Origin of the sequence: Nocardia sp. NPDC127579 (assembly GCF_042672005.1) — a bacterium.
GTDB lineage: Bacteria > Actinomycetota > Actinomycetes > Mycobacteriales > Mycobacteriaceae > Nocardia.
In genome coordinates this window covers 312,401-332,459 of sequence record NZ_JBHXVZ010000007.1, presented here as the reverse complement: position 1 = coordinate 332,459, position 20,059 = coordinate 312,401, and the positions used below count along the sequence as shown (strand labels likewise).

Below are 20,059 nucleotides of genomic sequence, written 5' to 3'. Positions count from 1 at the left end.
GGGTGTTCCGGGGCGGCCGGCTATCCCCGGCCGCGCAGGCCGCCGCCCCAGCGCGGCCAGCTCGCCTGCGGTTTCGGTTCCGGGATCAGGGTGTGCCGGTCCATATCGGTGACATACAGCGGGAGTTGCTCGGACAGCCCGCCCAGTAGCCCGAGCAGTTTCCCGCCGAGCGCCGCCCGGTACTCGGTCATGGTCAGCCCCACCATCTGCCGGAACTCCACCCGCCCGAACGGGCCCTGTACCGCGCCCAGCTCGGCATCCACCACGAACCCCACCGCGTGGATCTGCGAATCCGGCAGTTCCGCCGCGATCGACCCGCTCGATTTGATCGTGTGCCCCGGTTCGAACCGCTTCCCCGACTGGAACACATAGCGCGCCAGATTCTGCAGGAAGGTCACCGGCCAGTGCGGCGCCCGGAGTTCGCCTTCACGGCGGGCCAGCCGGAACGTGAACTCGAACCCCCACCCCGATTCGGCCGCGTTGTCCCACTCCTTCTCGTACAGCTCGCTCATTCCCAGGCTCACGTAGTGCCAGTGCGGTGCCGGGCCGCCGCGCGCGTAGGCGAACACCGCGTCGAGTGGCTCCGCGCCCCCGCTCGCCCAGGGGTCCTCGGCCCGCCACCGCCGCGGCTCGACCCCGGCGTACAGCTGTCCCAGCGCCCCTTCGATCGCATCCCACCCGGGTCTACCACTCACCCGCCCAACCCTAGGTCCGCGCCCGCGGACCCGGCCGGGCGGATTGGCCGGTTAAGCTATAGCGATGGCGGATGAAACAGAAGAAACGGATTCCGACCTAGTCGCGGGAGAGCGTCGCTCGGACCTCCTGCGCGCCCTGTCGTACGTGTCGACGGATTACGGGCCGGACGGCGAGTACATCGTGAACGGCGATCTGCCGCCCGAGGTGGCCCCGCCCTTCATCCGGGCGATCATGCGGGTGGAAGCCGAGCTGCTGCTGCACGACGCGGAACTGGTCACCGTGGACAACGAGGAGCCGCGCACCCCGGACGAACGGCGGACCGACGCCTTCGTCGCGCTGGTGCTGCGCATCGACGATCGGCCGTAGGTCGACCTTGCACTCGACATCGGCGAGTGCTAGAAATGGCTTTGGCACTCTCTATCAGTGAGTGCCAGGTCGGGGCGGTGAGGCCGGGTTCCATCGACACCCTCGGTCGTCCGTCGCGGGCACCGGACCTGGCCACGTATTTGGGGCGATCCCGCACGGAGGTCGCCTTGCGTGTCAGCCATCTACGTGGAGGATCTCAACAACGCCATGGCTAAGACTATTGCGTACGACGAAGAGGCCCGCCGGGGTCTCGAGCGGGGCCTGAACGCCCTCGCTGACGCGGTCAAGGTGACGCTGGGCCCGAAGGGTCGCAACGTCGTCCTGGAGAAGAAGTGGGGCGCCCCCACGATCACCAACGATGGTGTGTCCATCGCCAAGGAGATCGACCTGGAGGACCCGTACGAGAAGATCGGCGCCGAGCTGGTCAAGGAAGTCGCCAAGAAGACCGACGACGTCGCGGGCGACGGCACCACCACCGCCACCGTGCTGGCCCAGGCCCTCGTGCGTGAAGGTCTGCGCAACGTCGCCGCCGGCGCCAACCCGCTCGGCCTGAAGCGCGGCATCGAGAAGGCCGTCGAGGCCGTCACCGCCAAGCTGCTCGACACCGCCAAGGAGGTCGAGACCAAGGAGCAGATCGCCGCCACCGCCGGTATCTCGGCCGGCGACGCGTCCATCGGTGAGCTCATCGCCGAGGCCATGGACAAGGTCGGCAAGGAAGGCGTCATCACCGTCGAGGAGAGCAACACCTTCGGGCTCCAGCTGGAGCTGACCGAGGGCATGCGCTTCGACAAGGGCTACATCTCCGGTTACTTCGTCACCGACCCGGAGCGTCAGGAAGCGGTCCTCGAGGATCCGTACCTGCTGCTGGTCGGCTCGAAGATCTCGACCGTCAAGGACCTGCTGCCGCTGCTGGAGAAGGTCATCCAGGCCGGCAAGCCGCTGCTGATCATCGCCGAGGACGTCGAGGGCGAGGCCCTGTCCACCCTGGTGGTCAACAAGATCCGTGGCACCTTCAAGTCCGTCGCCGTCAAGGCTCCGGGCTTCGGTGACCGTCGCAAGGCGCAGCTCGCCGATATCGCCATCCTCACCGGTGGCGAGGTCATCAGCGAAGAGGTCGGCCTCTCCCTGGAGACCGCCGGCATCGAGCTGCTGGGCCAGGCCCGCAAGGTCGTCATCTCCAAGGACGAGACCACCATCGTCGAGGGCGCGGGCGACGCGGAGGCCATCAAGGGCCGCGTGGCGCAGATCCGCACCGAGATCGAGAACTCGGATTCGGACTACGACCGCGAGAAGCTGCAGGAGCGCCTGGCCAAGCTGGCCGGCGGTGTCGCGGTGATCAAGGCCGGCGCCGCCACCGAGGTCGAGCTCAAGGAGCGCAAGCACCGCATCGAGGATGCCGTGCGTAACGCCAAGGCCGCCGTCGAAGAGGGCATCGTCGCCGGTGGTGGCGTGGCCCTGCTGCAGTCGGCTCCGGCCCTGGACGAGCTGTCGCTGACCGGTGACGAGGCCACCGGCGCCAACATCGTGCGTGTCGCGCTGTCGGCTCCGCTGAAGCAGATCGCCTTCAACGCCGGCCTGGAGCCGGGCGTTGTCGCGGAGAAGGTCTCGAACCTCCCCGCGGGCAGCGGCCTGAACGCCGACTCGGGCGAGTACGAGGACCTGCTGGCCGCCGGCGTCGCCGACCCGGTCAAGGTCACCCGTTCTGCCCTGCAGAACGCCGCTTCCATCGCGGCGCTGTTCCTCACCACCGAGGCCGTCGTGGCCGACAAGCCGGAGAAGGCCGCCGCTCCCGCGGGCGACCCGACCGGCGGCATGGGCGGCATGGACTTCTGAGTCCTGCCTCCAGGCAAGCAATTTCATAACCGAAGGCCGGTCCACCACTGGTGGGCCGGCCTTCGGTATGTGGCTGAGCATGTTCGGGGCCACCTCGTCGTGGCTCGGGCAAGGTGCCGCATTGACGAAGCTGCCGGGCACCAGCTCCAGACTGTCCCAGTCCATTTGGTCGACAAGGGTTTCGGCATGACGGTGTGTAGATACGACGCGGCGTTCGCGGGGTTTCCCAATACCTGTCCGATGTACGTGTCATGTGGATTGGTTGCCATGAGGCGGAACGCTACGCGGGGGTTGTCTGCCGACTCGCCGAAAATGCAAAAGTGCGTTTGCAATATTGCGATTCGAGCACGAGGGTGATCTTGGCGGGGGAACATATAGCGCATGGCTACTGGTGGAGTGCATGAGTTCACGTTGTTCCACTGTCCGATCGGGTTGTGGGACATCAGGTTCGAGGATGGGCGGTACGAGCGGATCAAGGGGGAGCCGCCGGACGGGTGTGTGGTCACCGAGATCGGGCGGTACTTCGCGCTGGAGTGTGCGCGGCCGGGGCCGACGTTTCTCGACGCGGTCGCGAGTACCTGTGCGCTGGTGCGGGATCGGTACGGGCTGGCCATGTACGACCTCGGGATCGAGAATGTCGACGAATGGTCGGCCGACGGGGTGAACGGGTGGGGCGCGAAGGTGCTCGGGCAGTTGGCGCTGATGTCGGTGGAGCGAGCCGAACTGCTCGGATATCACGTCGAGGATCTCGTCAGATTCATCCGGACGGTCGCCGCGCGGGCGCAGGACTGAGGCGGCGGGTAGGGTGCAGCGAGGGGAAAGGGGGCGCTACATGACATTTCGGCCACCGAGCTACGCGCCGTATCGGCCAGCGCCGCGACCGAATTCGGCCGATGGTGCGATGGGTATCGCGGCCGGGGTGTTCGCCCTGCTGGCCGGATTCGGGTACGGGGCGTTCGCCCTCAACGGCATCCGTGTACGGCGCAGAGTCGAACGCGACTACGAGCTCGCCCTGGCGCCGGATGCCGGTCTCCAACTGTTGTGGTTGGGGTACGGTCTCGCGGCGATCACGCTGCTCGTCGGCGCGGTATTCCTGTTGTGCCGCACGGTGATCGGACGCGTTCTCGTGATGATCGGTGGCGGCTTCGCGATCGCGGGAACCGTGGTCTACGCCCTCGCCGAGCTGATCGATTCACTGGACAGCGTCCACATGAGCTTCTCGATGCGGATCTTCGCGGTGCTGTTCACGCTCGCGTTCACTGGCCCAGGGGTGGCCCTGGTGGCGATGACGGCCAGTCGACCGGTCGGCCGTTGGATCCGTCGCGAATAGCCCGCGCGCAGGCCGCCGTGACCTTCATCCCGCCAGCACGAAAGCGACGAGAAACCCTGCCGCGGTGGCCAACCCGACCCACCAGCCACCTTCGCGATAGGCCTCGGGCATGAGTGAATCGGCGAGGACGGCGATGGTGGCGCCGCCCGCGAATGCCTGTACGGCGCTGATGTGGGTCGCGGAGAGATTGTCCGAGAGCGTGTAACCGAAGACGGTCACGATGACCAGGATCGCCCCGGTCGCCGCCCACAGCGCGAAGGCGGCGGCGGGGGAGAAGTCGTGTTTGTCGCGCATCAGGGCCGCCCCGCCGATGGCTTCGGGGAAGTTGCCGACGGCGACGGCGACCAGCAGGACCAGGCCGCCGCCGGAGGTGAGCGAGACGCCTAGCGCGGTGTTCTCGGGGACGCCGTCGAGAATGGTGCCCAGCATCAGCGCCCAGCCGACGGCGGCGGCCCCGAGCTTCGCTTCGATGAAATGATTGGCCACCACATAGATTCCGGCTCCGGCGAACAGCGCGGCCGCCGCGATCCACACGCCCGCCTGATGGAAGGCGGGTTCGAACAGTTCGGATGAGGCGGCCGCGATCATGGTGCCGGAACCGAACGCCATCAGCGAGGCCAGCAGGGGTTTGGGCAGTGTCCACCGGAGGCCGACCGCGGCGCCGATCAACAGCGGTGCCGCGGTCCCGAGCCCGTAGAACAGCGCTTTCACCATGGGCTCACCCTAGGTGGCGGCGTCGCGATTCCGGGTGGCCGACATGCCTCGCCCGAGCCATGGTGCGCCTGTTCTCTAGCAAGGCCAGCGGGCATCGTTGCTTATGCCTGCAAGCAAGTACTGGTGCAACGCGACGTCAACGCATCACGCTGTCGAGGTTGTCGGCCAATGTCCTTGCCATCGCTTCGGCCGTGGACCGCACCTCTGTCTTCAAACTCGGAGTATCGAGCTTCTGGCTGGAGTTACCTGCCGTAGCACCCACGACTATCTCAACATTCGAGACACGAAACCTAACTGTGCCTCGGAGAGTGCCGACGGAAGGTTCTTCCGTATCGTAAATAAATGCATCATCTCCGATGCCAGGCAATTTCAAAGCGTTGGCTATCTCGCCGAAATTCTTCTGGAAGGAGTTCTTAGCGAGTTCTACCGATTTATCAGTAGTGCTTCGCAGTATGAGAAGGCTGACTATTCGAGACTTGGGTTGATCTTGAGTTCTTGATGCCGGTAAACCGTCCCGATCGAAGTAGCTGACTGAGCAGCTCAAGTGTTGGTGAATAATATCTTGCTGAACGCCGCCTCGATCGTCGATCGAAACCGTTGAGCTATAGAGCGATCCGGCGAAACTCTTTATCGCACCATCGATTGGCCGAGCAACCTGCGTACACGAGGATGGTGTGGTCGCAAACCGCGGTCTATTTTCTTCTGATCCGGTCGTCCCCTCGGGGGAGCAAGCAGTAAAGCAGGCCACCGCAAGTATTGCCATCGCGCCAAGTCGAGGATACGCCAGCCTCACCGTGGTGTGCCGATCTTCGATCCGGTCGGGTTTCTCGGCTGCCATCCACCATTGTCGTTATAGTCAGCCATCGCAGGCGCGGCCAATGGTGCAACCTTCAATGCAATTGCCTGATTGGTGAGACTCTCGATACGCGTCTTCATCGCATCCATGTGCGTAATCAGGGAGTTTGCAACGGCACTTGCCAATTCGACGAAATCGGACAGTGCATCGGTAATAACTGTTATATCAAAACCCTTCTTGATCTTGCTGATCACACCTCCAGCTGTGTCGAGGATAAGTTTGGCCGTTGTCGCGATATGTCCAATCGCTTCTTTGTATGCCGTGATGCTCTGCGACCGCATTCCGTCGAGTTCGCTAGCCATTGCAAGAAGGATTGCTGATGTTTCATTACCGTTAGTGACAACCTGGCCGATCCATGTAATGGCAGCATCCCCACCAGTTCCAACCCATCGAGCCTCCAATTCTGCTTTTGCAGATTCCAAGCCCGGGCCCTCACTGGCGTCGATGGCCGACACAATTTGCCGCGCCGCTCGTCTCCATGCCGTTGCTACAGCTTCGGTTTCGACTGGATTGCCGATCATTGCCCGAATCTTGTCAACCAGCGCCTCGACGGCCGAGTTGCCGACCGACTGTGCTGCAGACACCACGGTTGCGGCGCTATCCCATGGGAAGATGAGATTCTCGGGAAGTCCGTTTGGGTTCCGGTCGGCTGGGATCGGATAGCCCTGCCTGGTTCGCTCGCCCATCACCTACCTCCCAAGCTGCTCATCTTGATATCCGAACTTGCTGTAGAACTCGTAGTCCTTCTCCTCGTATAACTTTGCTGCCAACTTCAGGACCTCAACCCCTTGTGATATGTGCCCCTTGCTTTGAACCAACTTTGTTGCAACGACGTCTGCAATTTGAGTGAATGCCTGAGGAGCAAACTCTGCGTAACTGCCGCATGATCCAGTTTTGAGAGGGAATTGCCGAATTTCGGACTGGGCGGTTTCCCAATTATCGGCGGCATCGCCCATCTCGTTTGCGGCCGTGCGTAGTGACTGAGGGACTACGTGAAAATCGGTCACCGGAATCCTTGGGCAGTTGGGGTTGATTCGCGAGATCTATCGAAAGCGGCATTGATTGCCGTGACGACTGCAGTCAGCAGATGTTCTTCATAGATATCAAGCGCCTGGTCGGGGTCGAGTGTTATCGATACCAAAGTGCCGTCACTGTCGACTGTTACGGACCCGTACGGCGTGCCCGAAAAGGAGTCTTTGATTTCCTGATGGATAAGTACGGCCGACGTAGACACGCCTTGGGTGCGCCGTATTTCATGAACCGATCGTCGCCACGATTGATTTATCTCTTCGGTCAGCGCGTATAGTTCATCAAAATCCGACATCAGGTCCCCCTACCGTCCGGATACGGTCGCAGATCTTCAAGCAACTCAAATGCTGCCGGAAATTCCCGGCGATAGCCCTCCATCGTGGCCGTCACTGCGTTGCTGCGTGCCTTGTTAACTGCTTCGGTTATTGCCGCTCCGACCTCGGCCAGTTGCTGAATGAAAACCCATGAAGGCTGACTCTTGTTGCCCAGTCCTAACGGAACGGACAACTCCGTCAGTGTCCCGCTATCGGAAACTGTGGCAATCGCTCTCCCGTCAGCGGATTTGCTGCGGAATGACATCGAACTGATCTCGAGCTGCACGCCTCTGATGCGGGTGCGGATCGCTGCCATCTGCTCGTCATGCCGCGCTAATATGTCCCGCAGCTCTTCTCTGTGCATAAGTCCCTATTCTGCGTCGCGAAGACGCACGCATCGGGGCGTGCTGGGCGATACCAGGCGATGAGATGAGAGCTTTCCCCCAACATCCTCGAAACCCCCTCGAGCCCCATGCTGTTTCGTGAATCTGTAGGGTCTGAGCCTGCCCGTCGCGCCGAGGTTTGTCAACATCTGTGCGATCCGCACAGGCCTTGAGGATCATGAGGGGACGCCGCGAACGTGAATGCGGAAGGCCTTGCGCTAGGTAACGAACAGGAGTCTGATGTAGTACGCCGGACCTGGTTTCTCGGGATACGTGCGGCTACTATTTGGCAACGTTTGTGTTGAAGTGGATGGTATTGGTGACATCTTGGCCGGTAATGCGTTTGACGGATACAGCCATGATCTCGCCCATGTCCCTTACAACCTCGATGTGTTCTTTGAGGACTTCATCGATCGAATTGGTATTGCCAGTTGCTTGTCCGAGGAACTGTCTGACGAGTTGATCGGCCATCTTGAAATCACCGAAGCCGCTTACGCGCTTCGTCTGTTCGACCAGATTGGCCATGTTTTCGAGGTCGGTGACACGCTGGTCGCAGGCGGCCAGGCATTGCCGAGCGACTTCCTCACTGTCCAGGTATAGCTCGCCGGAGCGGGCTTGCGCCGCGAACTGCTCCCACTTGGCTACATCGTCCTGGCTCATTTCTGTTGTCCCCCAATGGTTTTATCAACTTGGCAGCAGTGGAACGAGCGAATTCCCAACTCGCTGTAGCACCACGCATGGGTCTTCGAGGTCGCTCCGTCCATAGTTGTTCAGTACTGACAGTTCGAACGCACCCTGAGCTGCGGAGAAGACCACATCACAGGTCAGATCCTTGTTGGTGCCCTGGACCCGAAACTGCCGTCCTGTCCGGCCCGCGATTTGTACGTCCTCGAATTCGATGTTCCCCTCCCTGGTCTCGACCTCTCGAGCCGATCGTTTCACGGAGTAGACGTTCATGAAGAAGTTCTTGCCACGCCAGGCGCAGATCTCCATACCGTCCTGGCGGACCCCGCCGATCCCGGTCTCCTCGGTCTCTGGGCGGAGGCCGGCGGCGCGCAGGTCTTCATCACTGATCTCAGTGCACGGATTCCACAATGTAACCGGAGCGGTGCTGGGGGTTGGGCTTCCACCTTTCGTTGTCCCGCATGCGGCTGCCGCTGTCGCGACCAGTGCTGCGATGAGCGAAATCTTGATTCGGTGCGACATCCCCACCCTCTCCCGCCTGCATCGACTCGTGGTGTCGACGCTATCAGAGCGGCGGTGCCACAGCAGTGCTGCGGATAGCGCCTTGTTTGTGGTTTGTGGTTTCGTGAGATACATGGCTTCAGGGTCAGCCGGACGTCCAGGCACAATGACAGCTATGAGCGATCCATACCTCTGGCTGGAAGAGGTCACCGACGAGCGGGCGCTGGACTGGGCCCGAGCCCATAACGGCGTGGTGGCGGAGCGTTTCGCCGCCGCCGACCGGTTCGGCGCGCTCGAGCGCCGGATTCTGGACATGCTCGACGACGACGCCAAGGTGGCCTACCCGGGCCGCCGGGGGAAATGGCTGTACAACTTCTGGCGCGATGCCGAGCACCCGAAGGGACTGTGGCGGCGCACCACCTTCGAGGAGTACGCCAAATCCGCCCCGGCCTGGGATGTGCTGATCGACGTGGACGCGCTGGCCGCCGCGGAGGACGAGAACTGGGTGTGGGCGGGCGCCAATGTGTTACGCCCCGCGCAGAACCGCGCGCTGATCAGCCTGTCCCGCGGTGGCGCCGATGCCAAGGTGGTCCGGGAATTCGACCTGGAGACCCGGGAGTTCATCGCGCCCGAGGCGGGCGGCTACTACCTGCCGGAGGCGAAATCCCGGCTGAGCTGGATCGATCTCGACAGCGTCTACGTCGGCACCGATTTCGGCCCCGGCTCGCTCACCGATTCCGGCTATCCGCGCGTGGCCAAGCGCTGGCGGCGCGGCACCGAATTATCCTCCGCCGAAACCGTTTTCGAAGGCGAGTCCGGCGACGTCTCGGTCGTCGCGGGCTACGACCGCACCCCGGGCTACGAACGTCACTACCTCGCGCGCGCCACGGACTTCTTCAACGAACAGGTCTACCTGCTCGAAAAGGACGGCGGCCTGCGGCATCTGGACGTGCCCACCGACTCCGACCTGTCCTGGTACAAGGATTGGCTGACCATCACTCTGAAATCGGCTTGGGACATCGGCGGCCGCAGCTATCCGGCGGGCGCGCTGCTGGCCAACGATTTCGAGAAGTTCCTCTCCGGTGCACGAGAATTCGAGGTCCTGTTCGCCCCCGACGCGCACACCGCGCTGCACGGCTACGGCTGGACCGAGAACTACATGATCCTCAGCACCCTGGAGGACGTGCAGACCAAGCTCTACGTGCTCACCCCGGGCGCCGACGGCTGGACCCGCCGCCCGCTGGCCGATACCCCGCCGATGGCCACCACCGGCGTCACCAATCTCGACCCGCTCGAGAGCGGCGACGAATTCATGTTGACGACAAGCGGTTTCACCACCCCGACCACGCTGCTGGCCAGTTCCGTGGGGGGCGCGACCACGCGGCTCAAGCAGGAGACCGCGTACTTCGACGCCGACGGCATCGAGACCGATCAGTTCTTCGCCCGCTCCGACGACGGCACCATGGTGCCCTATTTCGTCCTGCGCCACCGTGATCGCAAGAGCACGCCCGGCCCCACGGTGATGTCCGGGTACGGCGGCTTCGAGGTCTCCCGCACCCCCGCCTACAGCGGTGCGTCCGGCATGGGCTGGCTGGAGCGCGGCGGCACCTGGGTGATGACCAATATCCGCGGCGGCGGCGAATACGGCCCCGAATGGCACACCCAGGTGCAGAAGGCCAATCGGTACAAGGCATTCCAGGACTTCGCCGCCGTCGCCCGCGACCTGGTGGCCCGCGGCATCACCACCCCCGAGCAGCTCGGCGCGGTGGGCGGCAGCAACGGCGGCCTGCTGATGGGCGTCATGCTGACCCGGTACCCGGAGCTGTTCGGGGCCATCGTCTGCCAGGTGCCGCTGCTGGACATGAAGCGCTACCACCTGCTGCTGGCCGGCGCGTCCTGGATCGCCGAATACGGCGACCCGGACAAGCCGGAGGAATGGGAGTACATCGGCAAGTACTCGCCGTATCAGAACGTCCGGGCCGACGCGACCTACCCGCCGATCCTGCTCACCACCTCCACCCGCGACGATCGTGTCCACCCCGGCCACGCCCGGAAGATGGCCGCGCTGCTGGAGGAGCAGGGCCACACGTTCTGGTACCACGAGAACATCGAGGGCGGGCACGGCGGCGCGGCCGACAACAAGCAGTCGGCCTTCCAGGCGGCACTGATCTACGAGTTCTTCACGCAGATGCTGTTCGAAGGCAACAAGTCTCGCTGAGTCGGGGGATCACCGATCGCGCAGCCACTTCTCGATCCGGTCGAGAGTGCTTGCGGGATCGGTGATCCAGCCGTTGTGGCCCAGCCGGTCCGGTTGATGCCATTCGGTCACCTCGGCTTTCGGCAGCTTCGACAGCAGGTGGGTGGCCGAGCGGCGCGGCGTGAGGTCGTCACCGGCCATGGTGATCGACAGGACCGGCAGCCGCAGCCGCCCGATCCGCTCCTCGTAATCGATGTCGGCGTCGACCGGACGGAACCGGCCGGTGCGGGCCAGCCGGGCCCAATCCGCGATCAGCACCTTGGACTGGCGGCCGAAGCCGCCCACCGTGATTCGATCGCCGGGCCAGAAACCGGTCACCGCGGCGGTCAGCGAGGCGGCGGTCGTGCCGACCAGGATGCCCGGGCCGAACACACCCGGATAGCCGCGGTGGTAAGGGGTGCCGGAGGCGACCAGGATGAGTCCGCCGAGCCGTCCGCGCACCCGCGAGGCGTAGAGCACGGCGAGCTGGCCGCCCATGCTGTGTCCGAGCAGATACGGGGTGCTGGACGGGAATCGGGTCCGCACCACCTCGAGCATGGCCGGGAAATCCACCGCGGCCAATTCGTGATAGCCGTAGCTGCTCGACGCGCTGGGCCTGGGCCGGCTGTCACCGTTGCCGCGCAGTTCGCCGATCGCGACATCGAAGCCGCGACCGGCCAGCTGACCCGCGAAATACTCGTAATACCCACCCGGAACACCCAATCCGGGCACGAGCACGACGACCGGGCGGGGCGCATCCGGCGTCACCGGGTGGCGGTGCGCGCCCGTGGCCGGGAACAGGCGCACCGGAATGGTGCTGCCGTCCGGAACCTGAATGGGAACCGTTTCCATACCGGGCAACGTTACCGCCGGTACCGCCGAACTAGGCGCCGACGGCACCCATGATCACCCGGCTGAGCACGCGGATCACATCGTCGAGCGGCGGCCGGGGATCGGCGCCGCTCCACGAATCGACCACGTAGTTGACCGCGCCGATAATGGCCAGCACGCGCATCTCGTAGTCACCCGTGGGGATTTCGCCGTGCATGGCGGCATCCTCGGCGGCGCCGGCCAGCAGCGAACCCCAGACCCGGCGCAGTTCCAGCCGGTACTTCTCCACCTTGGGTCCGGCGCCGACCACCTCGACCAGAGCCACCCGGGCCTTGCGCGGGTCGGCGCCGATCGCCTCGACGTAGGCGCGCACGGCCGCGTCGATGATCTCCAGCGCGCCCGCTTCTGACTTCTTGTCCAGAGCGGCGGTGACCGCCTCGCGCGACTCCCGGTCGATCTGCTCGTACAGCTCGAGTAGGAGGGATTCGCGGCCGGTGAACTCCTCGTAGAACTGGCGCGAGGAGAGCCCGGCGTCCTTGCAGATAGCGCCCACCGAACTATTGGCGTAGCCGTCGCGTGCGAAGACCGTGAGGCCCGACTCCAGAAAACGCGCACGCCGCTGACGTTGCCGGTCCTCTACGGGTTGCCCGGCATACATTCGTCCCGTATTCGCATCCTGTGACATTGGGGCAGACAATACCGAAGGCCCCGATCCCCTCGTCATGGATCGGGGCCTTCGGTTCAACGTCCGGCCGACCGCGCGTTAGCCGGAAGTTGGCGGGAATTTATCTGCCATCCAACGACTCCGATCTTACGGCCGCCACTCCGCTGTCACTGGCTGTTTGCCGACTCGGACGATACCGAGGCACTCCCCGCTCGTGGGCGATTTTGAAGGGAAACTCTAGAACTTTTTTCGGACAGACCGGTACCCCTGAAACGCGAAGTTTGCCGGGTTGGTTCGCGGGCCCCTGTCGAATCCTCGTGCGCGCGCGCAGCTTCCGGATCGGGCATCTCCGAATCGAAGCTACAGAACGCGAATTCGATTCCACTACCGTCGTTTCGAGGCCACCACGCCCTGACTTTCGCCGCCAACTACGGCGGGTCGCCCGGGGTCGCGGTGGCGGGTCGGGCTCGCGTGGCATACGCTTCGCGCGGAAAACCGCCTCGTGGAGGGACCATGGCCACTCCGAACACCCTGGAACAGGATACGGGCGAGACCGATGACGGACGCACGGTACCGCTGTCTCAGCTGATCCACCTGATGGCCGAGTACCAGAAACTCGGCGCGCACCGTCAGACGTATCTGCCCGCACCCGTGAGCGATACCTTCGTGCGCGGCTGCGGCATCGTGATCGGGTGCTGCGTGGTGCTCGGCGTCATCTGCGTGGCAGTCGGCGCGGCCGCCGGTGGCGCCGCCGCCCTGCTCCTCGCCCTGCTCCCGGCCCTGCCCGCGGCCTGGCGTGCCCGTAGCAACCGGCAGCATCGGGCCGCCCGGCTCGACCTGTTCGACTTCGGCGTGACCGTGTACCGCTCGGGTGAGCGCGTCGCCGGATTCCGCTGGGACACCGCACAGGTCAAACAGCGGGTGATCCCGTTCCAGACCAGCTCGGTGACCGAGTACGCCTTCGAGATGACCGGCCCGGGTGCACACGCCGTCTTCGACGACACCCTGTTCAGCAACGGGCGCGAGTGGGGTAAGACGATCCAGTCGGCGATCACCGCCACCCAGTTGCCGGGCGCGGTCACGGCCATCGACAACGAGGAAACCGTGCAGTTCGGCGATCTCGCGCTGAACCTGGACGCGCTGACCTTCCGCGGCGCCAGCTACCGGTGGGAGCGGATCCAGCTGATCGACGCGCGCAGCGGACTGGTTCGGATCAAAGTCGACGGGCGGTGGATCTCGTTGGTCGCGGTGGCCTCGATCCCCAACTTCTACATCTTCAACGAACTCGCCGAACGGCTCCGGGTGACCGAACCCGCCTAATCCTGGTCCGGCCGGATCGAATCGAAGCGGTCCGCACACCGGGTCAGCAAGGCGCGCAATGTCTTCAGCTCCGCCGCGGTGAATTCCGCCGCCGCCGTGCGCTCCACATGGATGGCGCGCTGGTCGGCGTCCTTCATGACCGCCGCGCCCGCCTCCGTCAGGCGGATCTCCAGCACGTTGCGGTGCCATTCGTGCGGCGTGCGCTCGATCAGGTCGCGGTCCTGAAGATTCCCGAGCACGGTGTTCATCGTGGGCGGCGTGACGCCGCACAGCCGGGCCAGCGCGGCCGCGGAGATACCGGGGTGCTCCGCGAGGTGGAGCAGGGCGGCGTACTGCGCGACGGTCAGGCCGGCCGGTTTGAGCGCGGCCGACTTGGCCGCGGCCATCGCCTGCTCCGCGCGCTTGAGATAGGAACCGAGTCGCTCGGCGGCGGGCATGGACGTCATACACGCATGGTATCCGTTCGTCATTTCATTAGACTCTTGACGAACATTAGAACTCTAATCTATCTTCGTCCTCGTAATTCGATGTGACTTCATTCGATAGAGGGCTCGACATGAACCTGCTGCGTCCCATCGCCGCGACCACCGTCATCGCCGCCGCCACCGCGCTCACCGCCTGCGGCGGCTCCGACACCGACACCACCACCGCACCGCGCATCAGCACGGCCTACGAACTGCCCGGCGACCGCGTCTACCCCGAGGGCATCGCCGCCGACGCCCGCACCGGCGCCACCTACGTCGGCTCCTACACAACCGGTGCCATCTACCGCGCCGCGGCGGGCGCCACGCGCGCCGAGGTCTTCCTGCCCGAAGGCGCCGACGGGCGCACGACCGCCAACGGGCTGAAGGTCGACCAGGCCGGACGGCTCTGGGTCACCGACTCCACCAAGGGAGTCTCGGTGTACGACACCGGAACTCGCGCCCTGCTCGCCACCTTCACCGTGCCCGGAGCCGAACCGCGTTTCGTCAACGACCTCGCGATCACCCCCGACGGCACCGCCTACCTCACCGATTCGATACGGTCACTGATCTACCGGGTGACACCGGACCAGGTCACCAAGGGCGGAACCGCCGAACTGCCAACGGCTTTCGATCTGAGCTCGACCCTCGCCGCACGGGCAGCCGGCGGATTCGGCCTGAACGGGATCGTCGCCGACCCGAGCGGCAAGTACCTGCTCGTCGTCGACATGCCGACCGGCGAGCTGTACCGCGTTGCGCTCACGCCGAATTCATCCACACCCATCCACAAGGTGAGCTTGCGGGGCGGAGACGCACAGAACGGCGACGGACTCGACCTGTCCGGCACCACACTGCGAGTTGTCCACAACCGCACCAACACCCTGACCCGGTGGACCCTGTCCGACGACTACGGCACCGCCACCCGCGAGGCCGTACTCACCGACGCCGCCCTGTCCATCCCGACGACCATGGTTTACGTCGGAGACAAGGCTCTGGTCGCGGCGTCCCAATTCGACAAGGGCGGGCCGATGGGGCCCGGTACTCCGGGGCCGTTCAGCGTCCTTGCGGTCGACGGTATCTGAGTGGCTGGTTCGTAAGCGAAAAGAGTAAATTCCCGAATGCATTTGCGCGGAAGCCGAGTCGATATTCCCGATAGCATCGAACGCATGAGCGATGCGGCGGAGGCGGGGCGGATGCGGTACACCTACCGCATTCGTCTCTCGGCCTCTGCCCGGACAGCGCTCAGCGTGGAATGGGATCGCTGCCGGTGGGTTTGGAACCAGTGCGTTGTCGAGTCCCGTGTCGCGCACCAGCGTAGTGAGAAGATCGGCCCGGCTGCCTTGGACAAGAAGCTCACCGGCTGGCGATCGGAGCGGGAATGGCTGCGTGCTGGAGCCTCCGTGCCTCAGCAACAAATCATTCGCGACTTCGGTCGCTCTCGCGCGAAGGCGTTGAAAGACATCAAAGACCGCGTGCCGCAACGGCGTCGGGCAGGTATGCCGCGTCTGAAGAAGAAGGGCCTTGCCGCACCATCGCTCAACTATTCGCGTCGTGGCTTTCGCGTGAAGGACGGCCGGTTACATCTCGCTGGCGGGCTCGTTGTGCGGCCGGTGTGGTCACGGCCGTTTATCGGTGCTCCTTCCTCGGTGCGTGTCTATCGTGACCGCATCGGACACTGGTATTGCTCGTTCGTTATCCCCGCGATGGCGCAGCCGCTGGTAGCGACTGAGCAGACTATCGGAATCGATTGGGGTGTAAGGGAAATCGCTACCACCACCAGCGATGCCCACGACCTACCGCACCCGCTTCATGGCAAGAGGGCCGCGAGTAAACTTGCTCGCTATCAGCGGATGATGGCGCGGCGTAAACCTACAGCTGGACAATCGAGTTCACGTGGCTATCGGAGCGCGAAGCTTCAGACGGCGAAGCTGCACAAGAAGGTCTCGCGGCAACGCCGTGACACCGCTCGCAAATGGGCGAAAGCCGTGGTCCGGGAGTTCGACCAGATTGCGGTGGAGGACTTCAAACCGAAGTTCCTCGCCAAATCTACGATGGCCCGGAAGTCCGCTGACGCGGCCATCGGTGCAACGAAAGCCGCGTTGCTCGAGATGGCGCGCAAACATGGCCGGAAGGTAGTTCTGGTGAATCCGGTCTTCACGACGATGGATTGCCGGTTGTGTGGTGCGAGAGCCAAGCATCGCCTACCGCTGTCTGAACGAAACTACGTTTGTGAGAGTTGCGGGTTCTTCTCACCACGAGACAAGAACTCCGCGGGAGTCATGGTGAACAGGGCTGGTTTCGCCCCTGCTGGTGTCGATTGCGGAAGACCTGAACGCTCGCCGAGCGTACCGGCAGCATGAGCCAGGAATCCCGGCCTTGTGCCGGGAGGACTCAACTGATCCACATAGCGGACAGCGTGGCAAACGCCGCCAGCGCGGCGTAGCGAGAGAATGGGCGACGCATGGCGCACACTAGCCCGGTGCCTGGCGACGAACAGGAGAACCAGTGCCACCCTTCGTGTGGGAACAGCATTGTTGTCTGCCGCTGCTGCCCTCGGCACGGGTGCGCGAGCTGACCCGGTTCCCGGTCGGCTCGTATCTGTCGGTGAACATCGGGTACGCGCCGCAGTCGACCGCGGACGCGGTGGCGATGGCGGAGCTGTTCCGCAAGGACGCGCTCGACGACGGCCGCTTCCGGCTGGTGCGGCGGTTCCGGGATATCGCCGAGTCCGGCGGCGAATCGATCGCGCTCGCCTTCGATCTGGAGGACTCCGGCCCGCTCGGCGGCGACCTCGGCAATGTCGAGATGTTCTACGAACTCGGCGTGCGTTCCATGGCCACCACCTACAACCACGCCAACGCGGCGGGCTGCGGCTGCCTCGACGCCGAGGACACCGGTCTCACCGGGTACGGGCGGGAGGTGGTGCGCCGGCTCAACGAGGTCGGCATGTTCGTGGACGGCTCGCACTGTTCGCGGCGCAGCGGCCTGGAGATGGCCGAGTTGTCCACGGCGCCCACCATCTACAGCCACTCCAATTTCGCCGCGCTGTGGGCGCATCCGCGCAATATCACCGATGAGCAGGCGCTGGAGTGCGCTCGCACCGGCGGCGTCATCGGGATCAATGGCGTGGGAATCTTCCTGGGGCACAATGCCGTCGGCGAACGCGCGGAACGGGTGGCGGCCATGGCGCGGCATATCGAGTACGGCGCCGAGCTGGTGGGCATCGAGCACATCGGGATCGGCTCGGACTATTCGTTCGACAACGCCGAATTCAATGCCGAAATCCTGGCCCACCCGGAGAACTTCTCCGCCGACTACACCAAATATGGCCCGCTGCAATGGACTTCGCCCGAGGACCTGTTCGGCTACGCCGAAGTCCCCGGCCTGGACGAGGTACTCGCCGACCGGGGCTTCTCCGCTGCCGACCGCGCCGCGGTCTTCGGCGGCAATTTCGCGCGCATCGCCGAGCAGGTGTGGCGGGACTGAGCGATCAGCCCAGGCGGACCAGCATCTTGCCGGTGTTCGCGCCCGACAGCACGCCCAGGAAGGCCGCCGGCGCTTGGTCGAGGCCCGTGTAGACGGTTTCCCTGGTGCGCAGGCTGCCGTCGGCCAGCCAGCCCGCGGCCTTGCCGATGTACTCGCCGAAGATCGGGAAGTAGCTGTTCACCAGCATGCCGCACAGTGTCGCCTCCTTGGTCGCGGCCAGGAACAGATCCGGCCCGGCCGCGCCGGTGGCGCCGTTGTATCCGCTGATCGCGCCGACCAGGGCGACGCGGCCGTGCTGGCGCAATGCCTGCACGGCGACCCGCAGTTGCTCGCCGCCGACACTGTCGAGGTAGACGTCGATACCGTCCGGCGCGGCCGTCGCGAGCTGACCGGCCAGGTCGCCCGCGCGGTAGTCGATCGCGGCGTCGAATCCGAATTCCTCCAGCAGCAGAGCCGTTTTCGCGGAGCCGCCGGCCGAGCCGACGACCCGGCCCGCGCCCAGCGTCCGGGCGAGCTGCCCGGCCACGCTGCCGACCGCGCCCGCGGCCGCGGAGATGAACACGGTGTCGCCCGGCCGGACCGGTGCGACATCGGTGAGCGCCGCGTAGGCGGTGAGCCCGGTGGTGCCGAGCGCGCCCAGGTAGTGCTGCGGCGCGGCCAGTTCGGTATCGATCGGGGTGGCGGTCGCGGCGTCGAGCACCGCGTACTCGCGCCACCCGGCGAAATGCGAAACTGTCGCGCCGACCGGGATTGCGGCGGCGCGGGAAGCGACGACCTCGCCGACGGCCGAACCCTCGAGCGCCGCGCCCACCTGGAACGGCGGAATGTAGGACGGGCGGTCGTCCATCCGCCCGCGCATGTACGGGTCGACCGACATCCAGGTGTTGCGCACCAGGATCTGGCCCTCGGCCGGCGCGGGCAGCTCCCGCTCGACCAGGGCGAAGTGCTCGGCGGTGGGCGCGCCCGTCGGCCGGGCGGCCAGCTGGATCTCGCGGGACGTGGTGGGAAGCGTGTTCGACATGGCACAGCCTGTTCGTCGTGGCCGGTGCCGGACCATTCGATCCGGCACGAACGACGCTATGGGCGGCGGCGATTCGCGACGAGGTCCGCAGACGCCACACACCGGTCCGAACGCGCCACATCGTGGGCCGAACTCGGATGGCAGCGCGCCGCCCGAGGGCCGACGATCACACGCTGATTTCGCCAGGGCGCGCCGTGGCGTCCAGATGACCGGCGCGATCTCGCGGTGTGCCGCCGGTCCAGCGATGGTAGGCCTTGCGCAGGGCGCGGTCGTCGGCGAAGCCGAGGCGGGTGGCGATCGCGGCGGTCGTCAGATCACCGTGGGCGAGTAGGGCTTTCGCTCGTTCGTAGCGCACGGCGTCGTACTCCTGCCGCCAGGTGGTGTCGTGTTCGGCCAGGTGCCGCTGTAGCGTGCGCGGACTCATGGCCATTCGCCGCGCGACCGTGACGAGCGTCGGTGTGCGTTCGGCGAGTTCGGCGGCCAGTGCCAGGCGAAACGCTTCCAGCGGGCTCGGTAGTGGCCGGGCCGCCGCCAGCACCAGGTCGGCGTGACTGCGCAACAGATCCGCCAGCATCGGATCGGCGTGCGGCAGTGCGGCATTGGCGTCGCCGGCGGCGAAAGTGATGCTGTCGGCAGGTGCGTCGAATTCGATCGCGTCCGTCCCGAAGGTGTCCACCAGCAGGCGGTGCGTGCGCGGCGCCCGGTGCCCGAAGGTGACCCGGACCGGCCGCACCGCACGTTCGGTGGCTTCGCGGGCGCGCCGCAGGTAGTAGGCGAGCACGTACTCGTTGATCGCGGCGCTCACGACCGGATCGCCCACGGTGGTGCGGAATCCGACGGTGAGCGCACCGTCCTCGGTCAGGTCGAAGCCTTCCGCCGCCGCGGTGACCAGCCGATGGTAGGGCTGCGCCGCACGCAGCGCGGCACTCAGCGTCGGCCCGTTGGTGATCAGATAATCCCAGGTGGTCAGCGTGCCGAGTGGTGCGGCGGCGGCCACCCGCAGACCCGCGCCCGGATCTGGATGCGCGGTGGCCAGCGCCTCCCACAGCTGGGCGAGCGACCGCAGCGGGATCCGGGTGAGCTCGCCGGACAGGGCCGCGTCGTCGGTGCCGTGGATGGCGGCGAGCCGATCCGCGCCCACCCCGGCGTCGCGGGCGGCATCGCGGACCAACCGGATCAGCTGGGTGGAGGCGGTGCTGTCGGTCAGATCCAGTGCGAGCGTCTTGGCGCTCGAGCCCTCCGGTACCACCGGCCCAGCGTATCGATTTCGGCACGGCCACCGCAGGTCCGGCGATTGTTCATAGTGTTCGGCAGGCCGGGCCGCCAGGTCGGCA

At 65.2% G+C, this 20,059-nt stretch carries 23 protein-coding genes; 9 read left to right on the top strand and 14 right to left on the bottom strand.

The window, feature by feature from the left end; genetic code table 11:
• Positions 1–20 precede the first annotated feature (20 nt).
• Positions 21–695 (bottom strand): suppressor of fused domain protein, encoded by a 675-nt coding sequence (locus ACFVMC_RS24395; RefSeq protein WP_379213803.1) that lies wholly within the window; start codon positions 693–695, stop codon positions 21–23.
• A gap of 64 nt (positions 696–759) precedes the next feature.
• Between ACFVMC_RS24395 and ACFVMC_RS24390 the strand changes: the two genes are divergently transcribed.
• From ACFVMC_RS24390 to ACFVMC_RS24375, 4 genes are all read left to right on the top strand, one after another.
• Positions 760–1,062 (top strand): hypothetical protein, encoded by a 303-nt coding sequence (locus ACFVMC_RS24390; protein WP_356979994.1) that lies wholly within the window; start codon positions 760–762, stop codon positions 1,060–1,062.
• A 207-nt stretch (positions 1,063–1,269) separates the two neighbouring features.
• Entirely contained in the window at positions 1,270–2,895 is a 1,626-nt protein-coding gene (gene groL, locus ACFVMC_RS24385; RefSeq protein WP_379213802.1) for a chaperonin GroEL, read from the top strand.
• Between the two features lie 381 nt (positions 2,896–3,276).
• Positions 3,277–3,687, top strand: a complete 411-nt coding sequence (locus ACFVMC_RS24380; RefSeq protein ID WP_379213800.1) for a hypothetical protein — start codon at positions 3,277–3,279, stop codon at positions 3,685–3,687.
• 40 nt (positions 3,688–3,727) lie between these two features.
• Positions 3,728–4,225, top strand: a complete 498-nt coding sequence (locus tag ACFVMC_RS24375; RefSeq protein WP_379213798.1) for a hypothetical protein — start codon at positions 3,728–3,730, stop codon at positions 4,223–4,225.
• A gap of 24 nt (positions 4,226–4,249) precedes the next feature.
• On the opposite strand, the gene ACFVMC_RS24370 is transcribed toward ACFVMC_RS24375, so the two are convergent.
• From ACFVMC_RS24370 to ACFVMC_RS24335, 8 genes are all read right to left on the bottom strand, one after another.
• Positions 4,250–4,939, bottom strand: coding sequence for a ZIP family metal transporter (locus ACFVMC_RS24370; protein ID WP_379213796.1), 690 nt, complete (start codon positions 4,937–4,939; stop codon positions 4,250–4,252).
• A 136-nt stretch (positions 4,940–5,075) separates the two neighbouring features.
• Positions 5,076–5,777 (bottom strand): hypothetical protein, encoded by a 702-nt coding sequence (locus ACFVMC_RS24365; RefSeq protein WP_379213795.1) that lies wholly within the window; start codon positions 5,775–5,777, stop codon positions 5,076–5,078.
• Positions 5,729–6,481 (bottom strand): hypothetical protein, encoded by a 753-nt coding sequence (locus ACFVMC_RS24360; RefSeq protein ID WP_379213793.1) that lies wholly within the window; start codon positions 6,479–6,481, stop codon positions 5,729–5,731. Before ACFVMC_RS24360 ends, ACFVMC_RS24365 begins: the two co-directional genes overlap by 49 nt.
• A 3-nt stretch (positions 6,482–6,484) precedes the next feature.
• Positions 6,485–6,802: a type VII secretion target gene (locus ACFVMC_RS24355; protein ID WP_379213791.1), complete on the bottom strand. Its 318-nt coding sequence runs from the start codon at positions 6,800–6,802 to the stop codon at positions 6,485–6,487.
• Entirely contained in the window at positions 6,799–7,119 is a 321-nt protein-coding gene (locus ACFVMC_RS24350) for a hypothetical protein (RefSeq protein ID WP_379213789.1), read from the bottom strand. Before ACFVMC_RS24350 ends, ACFVMC_RS24355 begins: the two co-directional genes overlap by 4 nt.
• Entirely contained in the window at positions 7,119–7,502 is a 384-nt protein-coding gene (locus ACFVMC_RS24345; protein WP_379213787.1) for a YbaB/EbfC family nucleoid-associated protein, read from the bottom strand. The genes ACFVMC_RS24350 and ACFVMC_RS24345 overlap by 1 nt, the downstream gene beginning before the upstream one ends.
• 301 nt (positions 7,503–7,803) lie before the next feature.
• Positions 7,804–8,181, bottom strand: coding sequence for a hypothetical protein (locus ACFVMC_RS24340; RefSeq protein ID WP_379213785.1), 378 nt, complete (start codon positions 8,179–8,181; stop codon positions 7,804–7,806).
• Between the two features lie 24 nt (positions 8,182–8,205).
• On the bottom strand, positions 8,206–8,841 hold the full coding sequence (locus ACFVMC_RS24335) for a DUF3558 domain-containing protein (RefSeq protein ID WP_379213783.1): 636 nt from the start codon (positions 8,839–8,841) through the stop codon (positions 8,206–8,208).
• Positions 8,842–8,881: 40 nt separating this feature from the next.
• On the opposite strand from ACFVMC_RS24335, the gene ACFVMC_RS24330 reads away from it, so the two are divergent.
• Positions 8,882–10,924: a prolyl oligopeptidase family protein gene (locus ACFVMC_RS24330; protein WP_379213781.1), complete on the top strand. Its 2,043-nt coding sequence runs from the start codon at positions 8,882–8,884 to the stop codon at positions 10,922–10,924.
• A 9-nt stretch (positions 10,925–10,933) separates the two neighbouring features.
• Here ACFVMC_RS24330 and ACFVMC_RS24325 read toward each other — a convergent pair whose 3' ends face one another.
• On the bottom strand, positions 10,934–11,794 hold the full coding sequence (locus ACFVMC_RS24325) for an alpha/beta fold hydrolase (RefSeq protein WP_379213779.1): 861 nt from the start codon (positions 11,792–11,794) through the stop codon (positions 10,934–10,936).
• 31 nt (positions 11,795–11,825) lie between these two features.
• Positions 11,826–12,458, bottom strand: a complete 633-nt coding sequence (locus tag ACFVMC_RS24320; protein WP_379213777.1) for a TetR/AcrR family transcriptional regulator — start codon at positions 12,456–12,458, stop codon at positions 11,826–11,828.
• Between the two features lie 492 nt (positions 12,459–12,950).
• Here ACFVMC_RS24320 and ACFVMC_RS24315 point away from each other — a divergent pair, with 492 nt between their 5' ends.
• Complete coding sequence (locus ACFVMC_RS24315) at positions 12,951–13,757, top strand: DUF6585 family protein (protein WP_379213775.1); 807 nt, start codon at positions 12,951–12,953, stop codon at positions 13,755–13,757.
• On the opposite strand, the gene ACFVMC_RS24310 is transcribed toward ACFVMC_RS24315, so the two are convergent.
• Positions 13,754–14,203, bottom strand: coding sequence for a MarR family winged helix-turn-helix transcriptional regulator (locus tag ACFVMC_RS24310; RefSeq protein ID WP_379213773.1), 450 nt, complete (start codon positions 14,201–14,203; stop codon positions 13,754–13,756). The two genes, ACFVMC_RS24315 and ACFVMC_RS24310, sit on opposite strands and share 4 nt — an antisense overlap.
• Before the next feature lie 110 nt (positions 14,204–14,313).
• Here ACFVMC_RS24310 and ACFVMC_RS24305 point away from each other — a divergent pair, with 110 nt between their 5' ends.
• The 3 genes from ACFVMC_RS24305 to ACFVMC_RS24295 all read left to right on the top strand — a co-directional run bounded on the left by ACFVMC_RS24305 (position 14,314) and on the right by ACFVMC_RS24295 (position 17,704).
• Positions 14,314–15,300 (top strand): SMP-30/gluconolactonase/LRE family protein, encoded by a 987-nt coding sequence (locus ACFVMC_RS24305; protein ID WP_379213771.1) that lies wholly within the window; start codon positions 14,314–14,316, stop codon positions 15,298–15,300.
• Positions 15,301–15,384: 84 nt separating this feature from the next.
• On the top strand, positions 15,385–16,578 hold the full coding sequence (locus ACFVMC_RS24300) for an RNA-guided endonuclease InsQ/TnpB family protein (RefSeq protein WP_379213769.1): 1,194 nt from the start codon (positions 15,385–15,387) through the stop codon (positions 16,576–16,578).
• Between the two features lie 145 nt (positions 16,579–16,723).
• Positions 16,724–17,704 (top strand): dipeptidase, encoded by a 981-nt coding sequence (locus tag ACFVMC_RS24295; protein WP_379213767.1) that lies wholly within the window; start codon positions 16,724–16,726, stop codon positions 17,702–17,704.
• Positions 17,705–17,708: 4 nt separating this feature from the next.
• On the opposite strand, the gene ACFVMC_RS24290 is transcribed toward ACFVMC_RS24295, so the two are convergent.
• Both ACFVMC_RS24290 and ACFVMC_RS24285 read right to left on the bottom strand, forming a co-directional pair.
• Entirely contained in the window at positions 17,709–18,725 is a 1,017-nt protein-coding gene (locus ACFVMC_RS24290; protein WP_379213765.1) for an NADP-dependent oxidoreductase, read from the bottom strand.
• Between the two features lie 166 nt (positions 18,726–18,891).
• A complete protein-coding gene (locus ACFVMC_RS24285; RefSeq protein ID WP_379213764.1) occupies positions 18,892–19,974 on the bottom strand; it encodes an AraC family transcriptional regulator ligand-binding domain-containing protein in 1,083 nt (360 codons plus the stop codon).
• Between the last annotated feature and the right edge of the window lie 85 nt (positions 19,975–20,059).

Excerpts from the sequence above, each read along its gene's own strand:
- ACFVMC_RS24390 (WP_356979994.1), top strand. The coding sequence starts at position 760 with ATGGCGGATGAAACAGAAGAAACGGATTCCGACCTAGTCGCGGGAGAG.
- groL (WP_379213802.1), top strand. The coding sequence starts at position 1,270 with ATGGCTAAGACTATTGCGTACGACGAAGAGGCCCGCCGGGGTCTCGAG.
- ACFVMC_RS24380 (WP_379213800.1), top strand. The coding sequence starts at position 3,277 with ATGGCTACTGGTGGAGTGCATGAGTTCACGTTGTTCCACTGTCCGATC.
- ACFVMC_RS24375 (WP_379213798.1), top strand. The coding sequence starts at position 3,728 with ATGACATTTCGGCCACCGAGCTACGCGCCGTATCGGCCAGCGCCGCGA.
- ACFVMC_RS24370 (WP_379213796.1), bottom strand. The coding sequence starts at position 4,939 with ATGGTGAAAGCGCTGTTCTACGGGCTCGGGACCGCGGCACCGCTGTTG.
- ACFVMC_RS24365 (WP_379213795.1), bottom strand. The coding sequence starts at position 5,777 with ATGGCAGCCGAGAAACCCGACCGGATCGAAGATCGGCACACCACGGTG.
- ACFVMC_RS24360 (WP_379213793.1), bottom strand. The coding sequence starts at position 6,481 with ATGGGCGAGCGAACCAGGCAGGGCTATCCGATCCCAGCCGACCGGAAC.
- ACFVMC_RS24350 (WP_379213789.1), bottom strand. The coding sequence starts at position 7,119 with ATGTCGGATTTTGATGAACTATACGCGCTGACCGAAGAGATAAATCAA.
- ACFVMC_RS24345 (WP_379213787.1), bottom strand. The coding sequence starts at position 7,502 with ATGCACAGAGAAGAGCTGCGGGACATATTAGCGCGGCATGACGAGCAG.
- ACFVMC_RS24340 (WP_379213785.1), bottom strand. The coding sequence starts at position 8,181 with ATGAGCCAGGACGATGTAGCCAAGTGGGAGCAGTTCGCGGCGCAAGCC.
- ACFVMC_RS24335 (WP_379213783.1), bottom strand. The coding sequence starts at position 8,841 with ATGTATCTCACGAAACCACAAACCACAAACAAGGCGCTATCCGCAGCA.
- ACFVMC_RS24330 (WP_379213781.1), top strand. The coding sequence starts at position 8,882 with ATGAGCGATCCATACCTCTGGCTGGAAGAGGTCACCGACGAGCGGGCG.
- ACFVMC_RS24325 (WP_379213779.1), bottom strand. The coding sequence starts at position 11,794 with ATGGAAACGGTTCCCATTCAGGTTCCGGACGGCAGCACCATTCCGGTG.
- ACFVMC_RS24320 (WP_379213777.1), bottom strand. The coding sequence starts at position 12,458 with ATGTCACAGGATGCGAATACGGGACGAATGTATGCCGGGCAACCCGTA.
- ACFVMC_RS24315 (WP_379213775.1), top strand. The coding sequence starts at position 12,951 with ATGGCCACTCCGAACACCCTGGAACAGGATACGGGCGAGACCGATGAC.
- ACFVMC_RS24310 (WP_379213773.1), bottom strand. The coding sequence starts at position 14,203 with ATGACGTCCATGCCCGCCGCCGAGCGACTCGGTTCCTATCTCAAGCGC.
- ACFVMC_RS24305 (WP_379213771.1), top strand. The coding sequence starts at position 14,314 with ATGAACCTGCTGCGTCCCATCGCCGCGACCACCGTCATCGCCGCCGCC.
- ACFVMC_RS24300 (WP_379213769.1), top strand. The coding sequence starts at position 15,385 with ATGAGCGATGCGGCGGAGGCGGGGCGGATGCGGTACACCTACCGCATT.
- ACFVMC_RS24290 (WP_379213765.1), bottom strand. The coding sequence starts at position 18,725 with ATGTCGAACACGCTTCCCACCACGTCCCGCGAGATCCAGCTGGCCGCC.